This window comes from Pseudomonas sp. GW456-12-1-14-TSB6 (assembly GCF_059424205.1).
This window is the reverse complement of sequence record NZ_JBWKZE010000033.1, coordinates 1-17,228: the sequence shown is the minus strand read 5'-3', so window position 1 is coordinate 17,228 and position 17,228 is coordinate 1. Positions and strand designations below refer to the sequence as shown.

At 61.0% G+C, this 17,228-nt stretch carries 20 protein-coding genes, 1 pseudogene and 1 riboswitch; of the genes and pseudogenes, 11 read left to right on the top strand and 10 right to left on the bottom strand.

The features are described 5' to 3' along the window. Nucleotides 1–56: 56 nt before the first annotated feature. Complete coding sequence (locus AC07Y2_RS24350; RefSeq protein WP_103387027.1) at nucleotides 57–686, bottom strand: LysE family translocator; 630 nt, start codon at nucleotides 684–686, stop codon at nucleotides 57–59. A 91-nt stretch (nucleotides 687–777) separates the two neighbouring features. Here AC07Y2_RS24350 and AC07Y2_RS24345 point away from each other — a divergent pair, with 91 nt between their 5' ends. From AC07Y2_RS24345 to AC07Y2_RS24335, 3 genes are all read left to right on the top strand, one after another. After that, nucleotides 778–1,743: a 2-hydroxyacid dehydrogenase gene (locus AC07Y2_RS24345; protein ID WP_103387026.1), complete on the top strand. Its 966-nt coding sequence runs from the start codon at nucleotides 778–780 to the stop codon at nucleotides 1,741–1,743. A 33-nt stretch (nucleotides 1,744–1,776) separates the two neighbouring features. Beyond that, nucleotides 1,777–2,775 (top strand): methyltransferase, encoded by a 999-nt coding sequence (locus tag AC07Y2_RS24340; protein WP_103387025.1) that lies wholly within the window; start codon nucleotides 1,777–1,779, stop codon nucleotides 2,773–2,775. A 39-nt stretch (nucleotides 2,776–2,814) separates the two neighbouring features. After that, a riboswitch (yybP-ykoY riboswitch) is annotated at nucleotides 2,815–2,939 on the top strand. A gap of 87 nt (nucleotides 2,940–3,026) precedes the next feature. After that, nucleotides 3,027–3,611 carry a TMEM165/GDT1 family protein gene (locus AC07Y2_RS24335; protein ID WP_007956837.1) on the top strand — a complete coding sequence of 195 codons (585 nt, stop codon included), beginning with the start codon at nucleotides 3,027–3,029 and terminating at the stop codon, nucleotides 3,609–3,611. A gap of 44 nt (nucleotides 3,612–3,655) precedes the next feature. Here the strand turns inward: AC07Y2_RS24335 and AC07Y2_RS24330 are convergent, their stop codons facing one another. Continuing rightward, nucleotides 3,656–4,474, bottom strand: coding sequence for a M48 family metallopeptidase (locus tag AC07Y2_RS24330; RefSeq protein ID WP_039766290.1), 819 nt, complete (start codon nucleotides 4,472–4,474; stop codon nucleotides 3,656–3,658). A 203-nt stretch (nucleotides 4,475–4,677) separates the two neighbouring features. Here AC07Y2_RS24330 and AC07Y2_RS24325 point away from each other — a divergent pair. Then, nucleotides 4,678–6,021: pseudogene (locus tag AC07Y2_RS24325) on the top strand (methyl-accepting chemotaxis protein); the annotation flags it as partial. 15 nt (nucleotides 6,022–6,036) lie between these two features. Continuing rightward, nucleotides 6,037–6,879: a methyl-accepting chemotaxis protein gene (locus AC07Y2_RS24320; RefSeq protein ID WP_371916411.1), complete on the top strand. Its 843-nt coding sequence runs from the start codon at nucleotides 6,037–6,039 to the stop codon at nucleotides 6,877–6,879. A 150-nt stretch (nucleotides 6,880–7,029) separates the two neighbouring features. Here the strand turns inward: AC07Y2_RS24320 and AC07Y2_RS24315 are convergent, their stop codons facing one another. The 3 genes from AC07Y2_RS24315 to AC07Y2_RS24305 are packed head-to-tail and all read right to left on the bottom strand — an operon-like array spanning nucleotide 7,030 to nucleotide 8,142. Further along, the gene (locus tag AC07Y2_RS24315; protein WP_039766293.1) at nucleotides 7,030–7,653 is read right to left on the bottom strand and encodes an SOS response-associated peptidase; all 624 of its coding nucleotides are present in this window, start codon (nucleotides 7,651–7,653) and stop codon (nucleotides 7,030–7,032) included. A 36-nt stretch (nucleotides 7,654–7,689) separates the two neighbouring features. Further along, entirely contained in the window at nucleotides 7,690–7,950 is a 261-nt protein-coding gene (locus tag AC07Y2_RS24310) for a putative signal transducing protein (protein WP_011335895.1), read from the bottom strand. Nucleotides 7,951–7,959: 9 nt separating this feature from the next. Continuing rightward, complete coding sequence (locus AC07Y2_RS24305) at nucleotides 7,960–8,142, bottom strand: CPXCG motif-containing cysteine-rich protein (RefSeq protein ID WP_020799766.1); 183 nt, start codon at nucleotides 8,140–8,142, stop codon at nucleotides 7,960–7,962. A gap of 142 nt (nucleotides 8,143–8,284) precedes the next feature. Here AC07Y2_RS24305 and AC07Y2_RS24300 point away from each other — a divergent pair, with 142 nt between their 5' ends. Next, entirely contained in the window at nucleotides 8,285–9,448 is a 1,164-nt protein-coding gene (locus tag AC07Y2_RS24300; RefSeq protein ID WP_170929378.1) for a 1-acyl-sn-glycerol-3-phosphate acyltransferase, read from the top strand. 49 nt (nucleotides 9,449–9,497) lie between these two features. Here the strand turns inward: AC07Y2_RS24300 and AC07Y2_RS24295 are convergent, their stop codons facing one another. After that, nucleotides 9,498–9,776: a hypothetical protein gene (locus AC07Y2_RS24295; RefSeq protein WP_039766296.1), complete on the bottom strand. Its 279-nt coding sequence runs from the start codon at nucleotides 9,774–9,776 to the stop codon at nucleotides 9,498–9,500. A gap of 193 nt (nucleotides 9,777–9,969) precedes the next feature. Here AC07Y2_RS24295 and AC07Y2_RS24290 point away from each other — a divergent pair, with 193 nt between their 5' ends. Next, nucleotides 9,970–10,176, top strand: coding sequence for a hypothetical protein (locus AC07Y2_RS24290; RefSeq protein WP_039766399.1), 207 nt, complete (start codon nucleotides 9,970–9,972; stop codon nucleotides 10,174–10,176). Nucleotides 10,177–10,231: 55 nt separating this feature from the next. On the opposite strand, the gene AC07Y2_RS24285 is transcribed toward AC07Y2_RS24290, so the two are convergent. Next, a complete protein-coding gene (locus AC07Y2_RS24285) occupies nucleotides 10,232–10,816 on the bottom strand; it encodes a YajG family lipoprotein (protein ID WP_007951676.1) in 585 nt (194 codons plus the stop codon). 190 nt (nucleotides 10,817–11,006) lie between these two features. Between AC07Y2_RS24285 and AC07Y2_RS24280 the strand changes: the two genes are divergently transcribed. Next, on the top strand, nucleotides 11,007–11,240 hold the full coding sequence (locus AC07Y2_RS24280) for a hypothetical protein (RefSeq protein ID WP_039766297.1): 234 nt from the start codon (nucleotides 11,007–11,009) through the stop codon (nucleotides 11,238–11,240). A 700-nt stretch (nucleotides 11,241–11,940) separates the two neighbouring features. Beyond that, nucleotides 11,941–13,449, top strand: coding sequence for a malate dehydrogenase (quinone) (gene mqo, locus AC07Y2_RS24275; protein ID WP_039766299.1), 1,509 nt, complete (start codon nucleotides 11,941–11,943; stop codon nucleotides 13,447–13,449). A 74-nt stretch (nucleotides 13,450–13,523) separates the two neighbouring features. Here mqo and AC07Y2_RS24270 read toward each other — a convergent pair whose 3' ends face one another. From AC07Y2_RS24270 to AC07Y2_RS24260, 3 genes are all read right to left on the bottom strand, one after another. After that, nucleotides 13,524–13,811 (bottom strand): PA4642 family protein, encoded by a 288-nt coding sequence (locus tag AC07Y2_RS24270; RefSeq protein WP_103387023.1) that lies wholly within the window; start codon nucleotides 13,809–13,811, stop codon nucleotides 13,524–13,526. A 63-nt stretch (nucleotides 13,812–13,874) separates the two neighbouring features. Beyond that, nucleotides 13,875–14,354 (bottom strand): hypothetical protein, encoded by a 480-nt coding sequence (locus AC07Y2_RS24265; RefSeq protein WP_103387022.1) that lies wholly within the window; start codon nucleotides 14,352–14,354, stop codon nucleotides 13,875–13,877. Between the two features lie 86 nt (nucleotides 14,355–14,440). Further along, a complete protein-coding gene (locus tag AC07Y2_RS24260) occupies nucleotides 14,441–14,998 on the bottom strand; it encodes a hypoxanthine-guanine phosphoribosyltransferase (RefSeq protein WP_007951681.1) in 558 nt (185 codons plus the stop codon). A gap of 164 nt (nucleotides 14,999–15,162) precedes the next feature. On the opposite strand from AC07Y2_RS24260, the gene upp reads away from it, so the two are divergent. Both upp and AC07Y2_RS24250 read left to right on the top strand, forming a co-directional pair. Further along, on the top strand, nucleotides 15,163–15,801 hold the full coding sequence (gene upp, locus AC07Y2_RS24255) for a uracil phosphoribosyltransferase (RefSeq protein ID WP_007951682.1): 639 nt from the start codon (nucleotides 15,163–15,165) through the stop codon (nucleotides 15,799–15,801). A 2-nt stretch (nucleotides 15,802–15,803) separates the two neighbouring features. Beyond that, nucleotides 15,804–17,078 (top strand): uracil-xanthine permease family protein, encoded by a 1,275-nt coding sequence (locus AC07Y2_RS24250; protein ID WP_039766305.1) that lies wholly within the window; start codon nucleotides 15,804–15,806, stop codon nucleotides 17,076–17,078. The last annotated feature ends 150 nt before the right edge of the window (nucleotides 17,079–17,228 follow it).

Genomic DNA, 17,228 nt, shown 5'->3' with positions numbered 1-17,228 from the left:
GTACAAATGCTAGCTTTGCGCCAGCATTTGCCGAAACAGATGACAGCGCAGAAGGATCAATGCATCTCGGTGAACGCGAGTTTCACGCCGATGGCGATCAGCACCGCGCCCATGGTGCGGTCGAACCAGTGGCCCATGCGGGCGAAACCGGCGCGCACGCGCTGCTGGCTGAACAACATCGCTACCAGGCAGAACCAGGTGGCGGTCGCGGCGGCCAGATAAATGCCGTAACCGGCCTGTACTGTCAGCGGTGTGTGCGGGTTGATCACCACGGTGAACAACGACAGGAAGAACAGCGTGGCTTTCGGGTTCAGGCCGTTGGTCACGAAACCCGAAGTGAACGCGCCACGTGCGGTGCGCTCGCCGGCCTCTTTGTGCAGATCATCGGTCACGGTTTTCGCCGGTTGCGCACGCAGGGCCTTGAAGCCGATGTACAGCAGGTACGCGGCCGCCGCCCATTTCAGGACGTTAAACAACACGATTGATTGGGAAACGATCAGGCCGATCCCCAGCAAGGAATAACCGACGTGCAGGAAAATCGCCGTGCCCACGCCCAACGCGGTCCAGGTCCCGGCGCGTCGACCATGGGTCACGCTTTCACGCACCACCACGGCAAAATCAGGACCGGGGCTGGCGACGGCCAGCAGGTGAATCAGGGCAACGGTCAAGAATTCGGTCCAGTACATGGGGGCTCCTTTCGGCCAAGCGTAACGAGTTGTTTCATCTGGTAGGCTCGGCAGATTACGCCTTCCCTTCAAAGCACGACAGGTACAGTTGATGACGAACGCCCACCGCGCCGTATTCCTCGATCACCCTTCGCTGGATCTTGGCGATCTCGATCTGAGCCCTTTGCGTGACTGCTTCAGCGATCTGCAACTGTTCGCCCAGACGCTGCCTGCGCAAGTGAGCGAGCGCCTGCAAGGTGCAACCGTGGCGATCAGCAACAAGATCCTGATCGACGCCGCCGCCATGGCCGCCAACCCACAGCTGAAGCTGATCCTGATCACCGCCACCGGCACCAACAACGTCGATCTGGCCGCCGCCCGCGCCCACGGCATTACCGTGTGCAACTGCCAGGGTTACGGCACGCCGTCGGTGGCGCAGCACACGATCATGCTGCTGCTCAACCTCGCCACGCGCCTGGCCGATTATCAGAAAGCCGTCGGTGAAGGTCGCTGGCAGCAGGCGAAACAGTTCTGCCTGCTGGACTACCCGATCGTCGAGCTGGAAGGCAAAACCCTCGGCCTGCTTGGACACGGCGAACTCGGCGGCGCGGTCGCGCGTCTGGCCGAAGCCTTCGGCATGCGCGTGTTGCTGGGGCAGATTCCGGGGCGACCGGCCCGTCCGGATCGCCTGCCGCTGGAAGAGTTGCTGCCGAAGATCGACGCTCTCACCCTGCACTGCCCGCTCAACGAACACACCCGCCACTTCATCGGCGCCCGCGAACTCGCCGCGATGAAACCCGGCGCCTTCGTGGTCAACACCGCCCGTGGCGGGCTGATCGACGAACAGGCCCTGGCCGACGCCTTGCGCAGCGGTCATCTGGGCGGCGCGGCCACCGATGTGTTGAGCGTCGAGCCGCCGACCAACGGCAATCCGCTGCTGGCTGCCGATATCCCGCGCCTGATCGTCACCCCGCACAACGCCTGGGGCAGCCGCGAGGCGCGGCAGCGAATCGTCGGCCAACTGGTGGAAAACACCCAGGCGTTCTACAGCGGTAAGGCGCTGCGGGTCGTCAGTTGATAAACTGCGGCACTTTTTTTCACAGGAGCAGTTATGGATCCGCGCAGTGAAGTACTGCTTCGTCAGGCCGAGTTATTCCAGGGTTCGGTGTTGCTGGCCGGTTTGCCTGCCGATGATCTGCTGGGGCGCCTGCCCGAGGCGTTTGGCTGGTGCTGGCACGCAGGCGATCAGGCCGCGCTCGAAGCCCGCTTCGAAGGCCGCAGCCATTTTGGCGTGAACGTGCCGGAACGCGAATTCACCAACGCCGTGGTGTTTCTGCCCAAGGCCAAGGACCTGACCGATTACATCCTCAATGCCGTGGCTTCACGCCTGGCCGGGCGCGAGGTGTATCTGGTCGGGGAAAAACGCAGCGGCATTGAAGGCGCCTCCAAACAGCTCAACCCGTTCGGCAAGCCGCGCAAGCTCGACAGCGCGCGCCATTGCCAGTTGTGGCAAGTGACCCTGGCCAACGCCCCGCAAGCCAAGCCGCTGGAAAGCCTGGCGCAGACCTACGAATTGCCGCTGGCCGAAGGCCCGTTGAAAGTCATCAGTCTGCCGGGCGTATTCAGCCACGGCCGACTGGATCGCGGCAGCGCCCTGCTGCTGGAACATCTGGACAAACTGCCGAGCGGCCATCTGCTGGACTTTGGTTGCGGCGCCGGCGTGCTGGGTGCGGCGGTCAAGCGTCGTTACCCGCACAATCAGGTCACCTTGCTCGACGTTGATGCCTTCGCTGCCGCCAGCAGCCGTTTGACCCTGGCGGCCAATGGTCTGGAAGCCGAGGTGCTGACCGGTGACGGCATCGACGCCGCGCCGATGGGTTTGAACGCGATTCTGAGCAACCCGCCGTTCCATGTCGGTGTGCATACCGATTATTTCGCTACCGAAAACTTGCTACGAAAAGCGGCCAAACATCTGAAAAACGGCGGCGAACTTCGCTTGGTTGCCAACAGCTTCCTGAAATATCAACCGCTGATCGAAGAGCATCTCGGGGTCTGTGCGATCAAGGCCGAAGGCAATGGATTCCGGATTTACCGGGCCAAGCGCGGCTGAAAATTTGTTCTTGCTCTATCGGATTCGCGAAGGCAGAATCCGCTCCGTCCTAGGGGAGTAGTCTCCCACGAGCGCCAAGCTCGTCCGGCATACGTCAACATACTTGATCCTCAGATCATGGCGTATGCGACCCAAGCGTCCGCAGCAGACGGATCGCAGGGTTTGACAAGACCTATGACACGCACACCTTACCCGGGGCGGGAAGGCTGTACGTGTCATAGCCGTGTCGACCCGCCCCTTAGGAAATCCTGATGCTGGACTCGTTACTCGTTCCCACCGCTATCGTTGCCTTGGCCGAAATCGGCGACAAGACGCAACTGCTCGCGCTGATTCTCGCCGCTCGCTTCCGCAAACCCTGGCCGATCATCGCCGGTATCGTGGCTGCGACCCTGGCCAACCACGCGGCAGCCGGTGCGGTCGGCGCCTGGTTCGGCAGCTTCTTCTCCGATTCGGTCCTGCACTGGATTCTCGCCGCGAGCTTCGCCGCCACCGCCCTGTGGACGCTGGTGCCGGACAAGATGGACGACGATGAAGCCAGCACCGCCCGCAAGTTCGGGCCATTCCTGACCACGCTGATTGCGTTCTTCCTCGCGGAAATCGGTGACAAGACCCAGATCGCTACCGTGATGCTGGCGGCGCAATACCCGGAGCTGTGGCTGGTGATCATCGGCACCACGGCGGGCATGCTGATCGCCAACGTGCCGGTGGTACTGGCGGGTAATTTTGCAGCGGAAAAACTGCCGCTGACCCTGATTCGTCGACTGGCGGCCTCAGCGTTCCTGATCCTGGCGATTGTCGCTGTATACAAGGCGATGCAGAGCAGCGGCTGGGTTTGATTCCGCAGACTGCTCCCGCACTGAGTGCGGGAGCGATCCTGGCCTCAGGACTTGGGCGCTTTCTCGTAAAGCGGCATGACCTTCGGAATCGCCGCCTGCAACGCAGCCGTGCGGCTGCTGGAAGACGGGTGAGTGCTCATGAACTCCGGCGGCGCGCCTTCAGAGGCCTTGCTCATCTTGTCCCACAAAGTGATGGCGGCGTTCGGGTTGTACCCGGCACGCGCGGCCAGTTCCAGACCGATCAGGTCGGCTTCGTTTTCGTTGGCGCGGCTGTTGGGCAGCGTCATGCCGTAGTTGGCCACGGTGTCGGCCAGCGCCAGGCTGTCCTGACCCAGGCCGAGCAACGCACCGGCGCCCTGCTTGGCCATTTCGATGCCATAGGCTTTGGACATCGCTTCACGACCGTGCTCGCGCAAGGCGTGGGCGATTTCATGGCCCATGACTGCGGCGATTTCATCGTCAGTGAGTTTCAGGCTGTCGATCAGCCCGGTGTAGAAAATGATCTTGCCGCCAGGCCCGCAGTTGGCGTTGAGCTCGTCGCTCTTGATCAGGTTGACTTCCCATTTCCACTGCGCCGCGTCCGGGCGGAAGTTCGGTGCCTGGGCAATCAAGCGGTTGGCAATCGCCTGAACACGCTTGGCATCGTTGCTGGTCTTGTCCAGTACGCCTTTGCTGGACGCCTCGCCCACGGTCTTCTGATAGGACTGGGCATACATCTGGTCGACCTCTTGCGAGGACAGCATGCTGAACATGTACTGCTTGCGTTCCACGCCCACGGCACCGCCGCTGGTGGTGTTGACCGACTGACAACCGGCCAGCAACAGCGCTGCGCTCAGTGCACTTACAACCAATGTCTTGTTCATTCAAAAGCTCCCTGAAAACCTGTCGCGTATCCTAGGCGGGTAATTGTATCGGCGCCAGATACAACGGACGTGATGCACCTGTTTTCAGAACACGCCCGCCAACCCTGCAGGAAAAAATTCACATCCACCGCCGAGCCCGCTGCAACTGCGTCGTGCACTGGTCCATTTGCGACATCCGGCTGTAATCACTTGCTCCGCACCTCATGGCGCAATCGTGGCTGCCGATACAACAGCGCAGACGTCCTCTCGCGTGCGGAGCTCCCATGAAGTTCAAGTCGATCCAGTTTTCCGTGGCCGCCCTGGCCGGCGCCATCGTACTCAGCGTGGTCGCCGCGCTAGTGCTGTATGCGCTGTTCTCCGGTGCCCGCACCCAGGAAATGGTCCAGCAACGGACCCAGGCCCAGTTCGAGCAAGTCATCGAACAGCGCCTGACCTCGCTGGCGCAGACTCAGGTCAGCCAGATCCAGCGCGAACTCGAAGCGCCGCTGCTGATTGCCGGCGGACTGGTGCGGGTCAACGCCCTGCTCGGCACACCGGGCGCCGACGGCCAGCCGCGACTGACCGTCAGCCGTGAGCAACTGATCAGCCTGATCAAGGAAAACGTCGAGAAGAATCCGAAGATTCTCGGCACTTACATCGGCTGGGAAAAAAACGCACTGGATCACAATGACGCGGCCTACGTCGGCACCCAGGTTGTCGGGATTGATCCTGGCAACGGGCGCTTCCTGCCGTGGTGGTTTCGCAATGACGACGGCACCCTGGGCCTGGACAAACTGGTGGACGTCGACGACCAGAAAGTCCTGTCCACCGGCGTGCGCGCCAGCGAGTACTACCTGTGCTCGAAAGAAACCAAAAAATCCTGCGTGATCGATCCGGCCCCGTACAAGGTCGGCGACAAGATCGTCATGCTCGCCTCCTTTATCGAACCGATCATGCTCAACGGCGCCTTCCAGGGCATCGTCGGCGCCGATCTGTCGGTGAACTTCATCCAGGAAATGCTCCTGAGCGCCAACCAGAAACTGTACAGCGGCGCCGGGCAAATGGCCCTGATCGGCGGCAACGGCCGGATCGTCGCCTACACCAAGGACACGAGCAAATTCGGCGAGAAGGTCAGCGACATCCTCGACGCCCAGCAGATTGCCAACATGGCCAATCTCAAGCGCGGCGAAGTGACTTACACCGTCAATAAAGAGCAAGGCCGGATCGAGTTGTACCTGCCGTTCGGCATCGGCCAGACCGACGCACGCTGGACGCTGATGCTGCAACTGCCGCTCGACGCGGTGATGGCGGATCTGCAAAAGCTCCAAGGCGACCTCGACGCCCAGCGCAAATCCGACACCTTCGGCATGGCCATGGTCGGCCTGATCATTGCCGGCCTCGGCCTGCTGGTGATCTGGCTGGTGGGCCACGGCATCGCCCGTCCGCTCAAACAAATGGTGACCATGCTCGATGACATCGCCCAGGGCGAAGGTGATCTGACCCGTCGTTTGACCAGTGATCGCAAAGACGAACTCGGTTCAATCGCCAAAGGCTTCAATACCTTCCTCGCCAAATTGCAGGGGATGATCACGCAGGTGGTGTCTTCGGTACAGAGCGTCAGCGATTCCTCGGAGCACACGGCGGACATCGCGATCCGCACCAATATCGGCATTCAGAAACAGATGGCCGAGATCGATCAAGTCGCCACCGCTGTGCAGGAAATGACCGCCACCGCGCAAGACGTGGCGCGTAACGCGACCCAGGCAGCACAAGCCGCCAGCCACGCCGATCAGGCAGCCAGTCAGGGCATGCAGATCGTGCGCGACACCTCCCATTCGATTGGCGTGCTGGCCGTGGAAATCGGCAAGGCCGTGGACGTGGTGCAGACCCTGGCCAAGGACAGCGAAAACATCAACGCGATCCTGATCGCCATTCGCGGGATCGCCGAGCAGACCAACCTGCTGGCCCTCAACGCGGCGATCGAAGCGGCCCGTGCTGGTGAACAAGGACGCGGTTTTGCGGTGGTGGCCGACGAGGTGCGCAACCTGGCACAGAAAACCCAGAAAGCCACCGAAGAAATCCAGAGCATGATCCAGCAACTGCAACAGGGCACCCGCGATGTGGTGCGGGTCATGGAGGACAGCCAGAACCGCACCGACGAAAGCGTGCAGCACGCGGCCAAGGCAGCCGAGGCGCTGGAGACCATTACTCAGGCGGTATCGGTGATCAACGACATGAACACCCAGATCGCCAGCGCCGCCGAAGAACAGAGCGCGGTGGCCGACGACATCAACCGCAACGTGATCAATATCGGTCAGGTGGCCAATGAGGTGGCCGGTGGTGCGGATGAATCGAGTTCGGCGAGTGCCGATCTGACCAAACTGGCGGAGCAACAGCGGCGGTTGATCAACCAGTTCAAGGTCTAGCCGACAGTGATCGTTCCCACGTCGAGGCGTCGAACCGTCCGCGTGGGAATGCCTCAACGGACGCTCCGCGTTCGGCTCTGGATCTGGGGCGCGGAGCGCCCCGGGCTGCATTCCCACGCGGAGCGTGGGAACGATCGAAGGTCTGACCGATCAGGCCGGAGTCAGACACTCCGGCCCGTTGAGCTTCGGATCATTGACCAGGTTCGCCAGCACCCGCTCGCGCAGGGTGGCAGGTTCACTGGCGAGCAGGCCTTGCAGGACATGCAACGGCGTTTCAGGATCAAGCCATGCCGCCTGCCCCGCCTCATCGAGAATCAACGGCCGGCGCTGACTGGCCGCCGACTGGGTGATCACAGCCGTGCTCAGCCACACCTGTTCCTGCACCGGATACGCCTCCCAGATCGCCGCAAAAAACAACGAAGCCCCTTCTCCCGGTGTCAGCCAGTACGGCCGTTTGCGCACGTTGCCGCGCCATTCGTAAAACCCGTTGGCCGGCAGCAGACAACGACGCAAGCGCAGGGCTTCACGGAACATCGGCTGTTCGGCGACGGTTTCGGCCCGAGCGTGGGCCGGCGTGCGTGACAGGTCGGTCAGCCACGGCGGTGTCAGCCCCCAACGGGCACGGGCCAGCGTGCGCTGGCCGTCGGGTTCGGCGCGCAGCATCAACACCGAATCGTTGGGGGAAATGTTCCACTGCGCCTGCTGATCGGCAGGAAAACCTGGCAGGCTCGCGAAATCGCGGTTCCAGCGAAACAGGGCATAACGTCCACACATGGGGCAGCACGACTCACAAATAAAACGAACGCCAGCCTAACAGACCAGCGTCCCGGGATAGCTGTCCGGTTCATCGCCGGGCAGCGGCAGCGCGGCATTGTACGCACTGATCAGCTCGCGGGCGTATTCGGCCTGATCGTTATCGACCGACAGGCCCAGCAGACCGAAGATCGGCAACTCGCCCGTGCCGCCCAGCAGATCGCGTCCGACCAGATGCGCCTCGATGCCCTCGCTGGCGAGCATACCCTTGAGCATCTCGCCTTCCATCAGGTTTTCCGGTTCGTAGATTCGCTGCATGGCCGCGCCTCACTCGTTTTCGCTGAAGACTTCCAGAAACCAGTCCTCTCCATGGACCTGCAACACAAAGGTGATCGGCCGACAACACACCTGACAGTCTTCAATATAGGTCTGGTCGCCACCGGAGAGATCCACCGTCGTCTCGACCTCTTCACCACAATACGGACATTCATATAGTGCGCTTTCCAGCATCGCGGTCTCCCGGGTGACTTGTGCGTATAATCGCCGGTCTATTTGCAGGGCTATTTTTGTCTGGCTACTTTTTCAGACCGTGCCCCGTTGGTTTTCGATCAAAACCTTTACTTACCCTAGCCGTTTCCAACAAGAGAGCATGATGGGCGAATTCGATGCCATCCGACCTTACGACGACAGCGAAGTACCTGCGGTACTGGCGCGACTGCTCGGCGACAAGGCGTTTCTAGATATCCTCACCCACTTCCGCTTCCCGCGTTTTGCCGGTGCCTTCGGCTGGATGCTCAAACCACTTATAGCCCATCGGCTGCGTCGTGAGTTTGCCGACGTGACCTCCGTGGCCACTTTGCAGGACAAGGTCGAGTTCTACGTCGACCACACCATCGAGCGCGCCACCGACGGCGTGACCTACACCGGTGTCGAGCAATTCAAGTCCGGCAGCGCTTATCTGTTCATCGCCAACCACCGCGACATCGTGATGGACCCGGCCTTCGTCAACTACGCCGTGTACCACGCCGGCTTGCCGACGCCGCGCATCGCGATTGGCGACAACCTGCTGCAAAAGCCGTTCGTCAGCGACCTGATGCGCTTGAACAAGAGCTTCATCGTGCATCGCTCGATCACCGGGCGCCGCGAGAAAATGGCCGCGTATCAACTGCTGTCGGCGTACATCAACCACTCGATCCGCAACGACTGCGCCTCGATCTGGATCGCCCAGGCCGAAGGCCGCGCGAAGGACGGCGACGACCGTACCGAGTCGGCGATCCTCAAGATGTTCCACATGAGTCGCAAGGACGAGCCGTTCGGCGAAGTCATCCAGTCGCTGAACCTGACCCCGGTGTCGATCAGCTATGAATACGACCCGTGCGACCAGGCCAAGGCCCGCGAGCTGTACATCCGCGCCACCACCGGCACCTACAGCAAGGCGCCGGGCGAAGATGACGTGAGCATCGCCAAGGGCATCACCGGCTACAAGGGCCGGGTGCACGTGAACTTCGCCGCGCCGATCACCGAGCTGTTCGAAGACACCAAGCAATTGGCGGTCGAAATGGACAAGCAGATTCTCGGCGGCTACCGGTTGTTCCCGGTGCATTACCTGGCGTACGCGCAGTGGGCCGATGCCGATCCGCAATTGAACGTGCCGAAGGCTGCCGAGGTGTTTGGCGCCGAGGAACTGGCCAAGGCCCAGGAAGAATGGCAGAACCGTCTCGACGCCTGCCCCGAGGAGCATCGTCCGTATCTGGTGCTGCAATATGCGACGCCGGTGCGCAATCAGTACCGGGTCAAGGCTGGACTGCCGCTGTAAGCGGTGTCGGCCGGATACAAGAACGGCGCCTTCGGGCGCCGTTCTTCGTTCAGAAGCGGGTACTGATCCAGGACACCAGCAGCGCCAGGCCCAGGCAGGCAAAACCGAAGCGGTAGAAGAAGCGGTTCATGCGCAGGGTCGCCCAATCGAGCACCGGCTCCCGATCGGGTTGGTTCTGGCGCTGGGCTGCGATACTGGCCATCGCCCTTTGTTCACGGCGACGGGTCGCGTGCAGCAGCCAACTGCCGGGAAAGGCCAACAGCAGGGCCAGCAGATTGATCAGTTTGGCGGGATGGGCGGTAAACAGCGTCATCAAGTGCAGCGACATCACAGACCTCAATCTAAACCGGTATGGCGAACGCCAGACCGACGACCGCGGCGCGGATTCTACCGAAACACTCCCTGACTGCCCTACCCTTTACGACAAATAACCCATCAATCGACCGATGGCTGTCCTGTGTCACGGCATCGTCATTAGTTTCAGTCACCCTGCGCGCCTCGAAACCGACATGGAACGCGACATGCTTCACGCTGAAAACCAGGATCGCCTGTACCTCATCTCCCCGTCCGACGAGCAGCAAACCCTCGTCGGCAGCCTGGCCTTCAATGTTCAGGACCGTCACTGGCTGGTGTATTGCGCCCTAGGCGGGCATCAGCATGCGGACTTGCCCGAGACCGACCTGCTGACCGGCGTCAGCGTCCTCGACTTCTATTCGCAAGCCGCCTGAACGAAAAAGCCCGGAGCCATCACTGGCCCCGGGCTTTTTCACATCAACCGAACACTTACTCGGCGAGGACCTGACCCACGGTCGGATCCTTGAACAGACGGGTCAGCGCATCGCTCAGCACATCGCTGACCAGTTTGGTGTTGGTTTCCTGGTTCGGCGCCATGCCGAAACGCTGATCCAGCGAGGCACCGTAACGGCCGCTGTAGCGACGGTTGGCGTTCTGCACGTCGGAGCGGAAGGTGGCGCCGATGGTGGCTTCGGTCACGTACATGCCTTCTTTGGGCGACTGGTACTTCAGTTCGGCCAAAGTCACGGTCAACTGCGGTGCATTGGGCGCGTTGTTGGTCGGGGTGAACCCGAGCAGACGCACGGCGGCTTCAGCCTGGGCCTGCAGCTTCGGCAGGATCTGCTCGCGCTGCACGGTGATGGCGCTGGTTTCCGGGTACAGGCCGCCACGGGTGCCGAGGGTTGGCGACGGACGACCGTCGACGACGCGAACCACGACAGGCTGGCCGTGGCCGACCGGTGCCAGCTGAGTGGTCAGCTTCGGTTCCGGGCTCAGTTGTTGCGGGCTGTGGGCGCAGCCAACCAGGGTCAAACTGGTCACAGTGATCAAACCGAACAACAGGCGTTGCAACATGCTCTTCTCTCCAGAATCAGGCACAGACAGGCCGGCAGTATAGCGGTGGGCCACTGTGGGTCACCAGCACTGAAATCTCTGACAAAACCCGCTGCCAGCGGTTCCTGTCACACATTCGTCACCCCCCATACACGTGCGCGTCACGGCCCTTTGCCAATCTTGCTCACAGATCCCCAAAAGGAGCACTGCCATGCGCTATCTGATCTCGTTGTTCGCCCCCCGCCCGCTGCACCGCAGCTTCGCCCTGCTCGACCGCAACGGCCATTGCCAGGCCTTCAAGCAATGCAGCCTGCAACCGATGGGTGATGGCTGGGTGGAAATCGAGGAAATCCGTCTCAACTGGTTGCACCAGCCACTGCCCGCCAGCGCCCGGGTCGAACAGCAGCGCCCACGCGCACGGGCTCAGGCGATGTTGAGCATCTGACCGGATGCCTAATAAAAGTCATTAAACTCGACCAACTCCGCGCATTTCTTCGATACAATCTCCCCCCGATTATAAGGACGTCTCCTGATCGGGCCCCGCAACAGCGTCAATGCGCTTGCATTGGCATCCAAATCGCCCACAGAGAGCCGCCCACACAGATCGAGTGAAGCTGGCGTGCTTGCTGTTTCCCTGGCAAATCCCGCTTTTCGCGAATCTGCAGAGCTGTCATGACGCTCGGCCACTGAGTTGTTTGCCCCTCCGGGCACGGTGCCAGCCCCGGACAGCCCTTTTTGAGGTTCACGTCTTCAAAAGAGCGTGAAAAAAACGGGTTTTCACAACTTCACAAGAGTGTGGCGAGCAAATGAATAGTTTTGCGTCTGAACATGCACCATTAGCGTCTGAAACAGCCCAACGACACAGGAACGGGAACGCCTCGACTACCGGAGCCTGAAGCCTGTCCGCTACGGATTTGGTTGCACAAACGGATGTCTCGACCATAAGTCGAATTGCCAGCCCCGTGCCGAAATGAGTTCATGGGACTCTTGAAGCCAGGCCGCACGCATCCGTCGAAGTTGCGAAAAATTGCGAAGATTCGGACATGGCACACCTGACCAAGGATACCCGGGGCTCAACTGACCTGCCCTGGACGCCTGGCAGCCATGCCGACAATTTGGTGCTGCAGATTTTGGAGACGCGTTAAATGGCGCATAACGAAGCAGTCGACGTAGTTCTGGTTGGGGCCGGCATCATGAGTGCCACCCTCGCAGTACTGCTCAAGGAACTCGACCCGGCGATCAAGCTGGAAGTCGTCGAGCTGATGGATTCCGGTGCCGCGGAGAGTTCCAACCCATGGAACAACGCCGGTACCGGCCACGCCGGCCTGTGCGAGCTGAACTACACGCCGCAGGCTGCCGACGGCACCGTCGACATCAAGAAAGCCGTGCACATCAACACCCAGTTCGAGGTGTCGAAGCAGTTCTGGTCGTACCTGACCAGGAAAGGCACGTTCGGCTCGTGCAAATCCTTTATCAGCCCGGTGCCGCACCTGAGTTACGTCGAGGGTGAGAAAGGCGTGTCGTTCCTCAAGGAACGTTTCAATACGCTGCGCAAGCACCACGCCTTCGCCGACATGGAATACACCGAAGACAAGGCGAAGATGACCGAGTGGATGCCGCTGATGATGCCGGGTCGTCCAAAAGACCAGGTACTCGCCGCCACCCGCGTGATCAACGGCACCGACGTCAACTTCGGCGCCCTGACCAATCAGTTGCTCAAGCACCTGACCAGCGCCCCCGATGCCCAGGTCAAGTACTGCAAGCGCGTGACCGGCCTCAAGCGTAACGGCAATGGCTGGACCGTCAGCATCAAGGACGTCAACAGCGGCAGCAGCCGTGAAGTCGACGCCAAGTTCGTGTTCCTCGGCGCCGGTGGCGCGGCCCTGCCGCTGCTGCAGGCTTCGGGCATCGAAGAAAGCAAAGGCTTCGGCGGCTTCCCGATCAGCGGCCAGTGGCTGCGCTGCGACAACCCGGAAGTGGTCAAACATCACCAGGCCAAGGTTTACAGCCAGGCCGCCGTGGGTTCGCCTCCGATGTCGGTACCGCACCTGGACACCCGCGTGGTCGACGGCAAGAAATCCCTGCTGTTCGGGCCATACGCCGGCTTCACCACCAAGTTCCTCAAGCATGGCTCCTTCATGGACCTGCCGCTGTCGGTTCGCGCCGGCAACATCGGGCCGATGCTGGCCGTGGCGAAAAACAACATGGACCTGACCAAGTACCTGGTCAGCGAAGTGATGCAGTCGATGGAACAGCGCCTGGAATCCCTGCGCCGTTTCTACCCCGAGGCGAAAGCCGAAGACTGGCGCCTGGAAGTGGCCGGCCAACGGGTGCAGATCATCAAGAAAGACCCGAAAAAAGGCGGCATCCTGCAGTTCGGTACCGAACTGGTGGCCGCGAAGGACGGCTCCCTCGCCGCCCTGCTCGGCGCTTCGCCGGGTGCTTCGGTGACCGTTTCGATCATGCTGGAACTGATCGAGAAGTGCTTCCCGGCCAAGGCCAAGGGTGAATGGGCTGCCAAACTGGCGGAAATCTTCCCGGCCCGTGAAAAGGTCCTGGAAACCGACGCGGCGCTGTATCGCAAGATCAACACGCAGAACAACATTGCGCTTGAACTGGTGGAAGAAAGCAGCGAGACCCCAAGCTTCGCTTGATATTGCGACATAAAAAACGCCCCGCACTCAGTGAGTGCGGGGCGTTTTTTTATGCCTTGGGAACGCCGCGGATATCAGCCGCGCGCTTTCTCGATCAGCTCGATGTATTCCGCAGCGTTGCGTTGATCGCGGATCTGGTCGATGAAAGTCTTGCCGTGCTCGTCCTTGCCATCGACGTCATAACCGGCTTCGACGAACAACGTCAGGAAGCGTTCGAAATCGTCGATGCGCAGGCCACGGTAAGCCTTGACCAGTTTGTGCAGCGACGGCGAGGTGGCGTCGACCGGCTCAAAATCGAGGAACAGCTTGATCTGCTCATCGCCGATCTCGTCACCAATCACTTGCTTCTTATCTTTACGCATTGCCGACTCCAGCTCGCAGACATTTCACGGGGCGGGCAGTTTACCCCTGCGCAGGCACAAGGCTCAACGCGAGCGCGTACTGCCGGTGTGCAAATCGGCCCAGATGTGGCCGTTGGCGTAACTGAGAAATTGCACGTAGACCGTATCGTTGCGCAACAGATCGATCACCACCCGGTACTGGGCCAGCGGGTAGTAGAGCGTGAGGGTCTTGCTCTTGTCGTCATACACCGGTTTTTTCAGGCTTTTGCTTTCGCCATCGAAGTTGACCAGCACCTGATTGATCGTCGCCCCCTTGTTCAGGGATTTGCCCTTCAGGCGGATCATCAACGAAGAGGTGACCGGAATCGGCTGCTGATTGGACTGGCGCTGGGCCCCCACCACCACGGAATAGTCGGTGACCTGCAACAGTTGCTGCTGCTCGGGTTCGGCATCGCGCAGGGTCAGGTCGTCCGGCGGCAGGAATTGACTGTGCATCGGGGCGGCGGCCAGGGGCAGGCTGAGGGTCAGCAACAGGGCGGCGCAGCTGCGGATCAAGAGGCTCATGACAGGCTCCGGGGGGCGGGGCCGAGCACTTTAGCAGCCTTTAAAGCAAAAGATCGCAGCCCGGGGCTGCGATCTTTCAGGGGTTCTCACATGCCTTTGACGGCGAAGATCCCGTTAGCGTTGCGCCAGTAGCCTTTGTAGTCCATGCCGTAACCGAAGATGTAACGGTCGATGCACGGCAGACCAACGAAGTCGGCTTTCAGGTCAGGACGGGCCTTGCGGTCGTGATCCTTGTCGATCAGCACCGCGGTGTGCACTTTGCGCGCGCCGGCGTGACGGCAGAAGTCGATGATCGCGCCCAGGGTGTGACCTTCGTCGAGGATGTCGTCGATGATCAGCACGTCGCGGTCGATGAACGAGACTTCAGGCTTGGCTTTCCAGAACAGGTCGCCGCCGCTGGTTTCGTTGCGATAGCGGGTGGCGTGCAGGTAGGACGCTTCCAGCGGAAACTGCAGATGGGTCAGCAGTTTGCCGGAGAAGATCAGGCCGCCGTTCATCACGCAGAACACCACCGGGTTGCTGTCGGCCAGTTGTTCGTTGATTTGTGCACCGACACGGGCAATGGCAGCCTCGACTTCAGCTTCGGTGTACAGGCAGTCAGCCTCTCGCATGATTTGACGGATATGCTCGAGATCAGCGGACATGGCGCTCTCCAGGGGGGTCTGTTTCGGAAAAGCGAGCAAAGGTACGCATCCCGCACGGCCGAATCAAGCATTTGTGGACTAACGTACTGTATGTCCTATAGGACATCACCGTCGGATAGATTAATCTAGGCCGGTTTTTTTGCCCGCCGCCGGAGCCTTTCCCCATGTCCATCCAAGAGATCCGCCATCCGCTGATCCGTCACAAACTTGGCCTTATGCGCCGTGCAGACATCAGCACCAAGAATTTCCGCGAACTCGCGCAGGAAGTCGGTGCCCTGTTGACCTATGAAGCGACCAAAGACCTGCCGCTGGAAACCTACGATATCGAAGGTTGGTGCGGCACCGTGTCGGTCGAGAAAATCGCCGGCAAGAAGATTACCGTCGTGCCGATCCTGCGTGCCGGCATCGGCATGCTCGAAGGCGTGCTGAGCCTGATCCCGGGTGCGAAGGTCAGCGCCGTCGGCGTTGCCCGTAACGAAGAAACCCTGCAGGCCCACACCTATCTGGAAAAACTGGTTCCGGAAATCGACGAACGCCTGGCCATGATCATCGACCCGATGCTTGCCACCGGCAGCTCCATGGTCGCGACCATCGACCTGCTGAAGAAAGCCGGTTGCAAGGACATCCGCGCAATGGTGCTGGTTGCCGCGCCGGAAGGCATTGCCGCTGTCGAGAAAGCTCACCCGGACGTGATCATCTACACCGCGTCCATCGATCAGAAACTCAACGAGCACGGCTACATCATTCCTGGGCTTGGCGATGCCGGTGACAAGATCTTCGGCACCAAGCAGAAGGATGCGTAAGCATGCAGCAAGAGTTCAACGATCCGCTCTGGCGCACCGTGCTGTCCGGCGCACAGATGCTGTTCGTGGCTTTCGGCGCCCTGGTGCTGATGCCACTGATCACGGGCCTGGACCCGAACGTGGCACTGTTTACCGCGGGTCTGGGAACGATCCTGTTCCAGATCGTCACCGGGCGTCAGGTGCCGGTATTCCTGGCGTCGAGCTTCGCCTTCATCACCCCGATCATTCTCGCCAAAGGCCAGTTCGGCCTCGCCGCGACCATGGGCGGCGTGATGGCGGCCGGTTTCGTCTACACCTTCCTCGGCCTGGCCGTGAAGATCAAAGGCACCGGGTTCATTGACCGTTTGCTGCCGCCGGTGGTGATCGGCCCTGTGATCATCTCCATCGGTCTGGCCATGGCGCCGATTGCCGCGAACATGGCGATGGGCAAGGCCGGCGACGGTTCGGAACTGATCCATTACCAGACCGCCATGATGATCTCGATGCCGGCGCTGCTGACCACATTGATCGTGGCGGTGTTCGGCAAGGGCATCTTCCGTCTGGTGCCGATCATTTCCGGCGTGCTGGTGGGTTTTGCCCTGTCCTTCTACTTCGGCGTGGTCGACACCGCGAAAATTGCCGCGGCACCGTGGTTCGCCCTGCCGGCCTTCACCGCACCGGAGTTCAACTGGCAGGCAATCCTGTTCATCGTCCCGGTAGCTTTGGCCCCGGCCATCGAACACATCGGCGGCGTGATTGCTGTCGGCAGCGTGACGGGTCGCGACTACCTGAAGAAGCCGGGCCTGCATCGCACCCTGCTCGGTGACGGTATCGCCACCACCGCAGCCGGCCTGTTCGGCGGCCCGCCCAACACGACCTACGCGGAAGTCACCGGCGCAGTGATGCTGACCAAGAACTACAACCCGAAAATCATGACCTGGGCGGCGATCTTCGCCATCAGCCTGGCGTTCATCGGCAAGTTCGGCGCCCTGCTGCAAAGTATTCCGGTGCCGGTGATGGGCGGGATTCTGTGCCTGCTGTTCGGTTCGATCGCGGCGGTGGGGATGAACACCTTGATCCGTCACAAGATCGACCTGGGTGAGGCGCGCAATCTGGTGATCGTTTCGGTGACCCTGGTGTTTGGTATCGGTGGCGTGCTGGTCGGCACCGGCACCGGTCCCGACGACTTCGGTCTCAAAGGCATCGCGCTGTGCGCGGTGGTGGCGATTGCGTTGAACCTGCTGCTGCCGGGTAATGACGGCTGGAAGCAGAAGAAGGCGGATGAGCCGCTGATCTAACGACGGATCGTTCCCTCTTTGATCGTCATGATCGTTCCCACGCTCATCACCTCACACTGATCGTTCCCACGCTCCGCGTGGGAATGCAGCCCGTGACGCTCTGCGTCACTGGACGCGGAGCGTCCCCAGAGGCATTCCCACGCGGAGCGT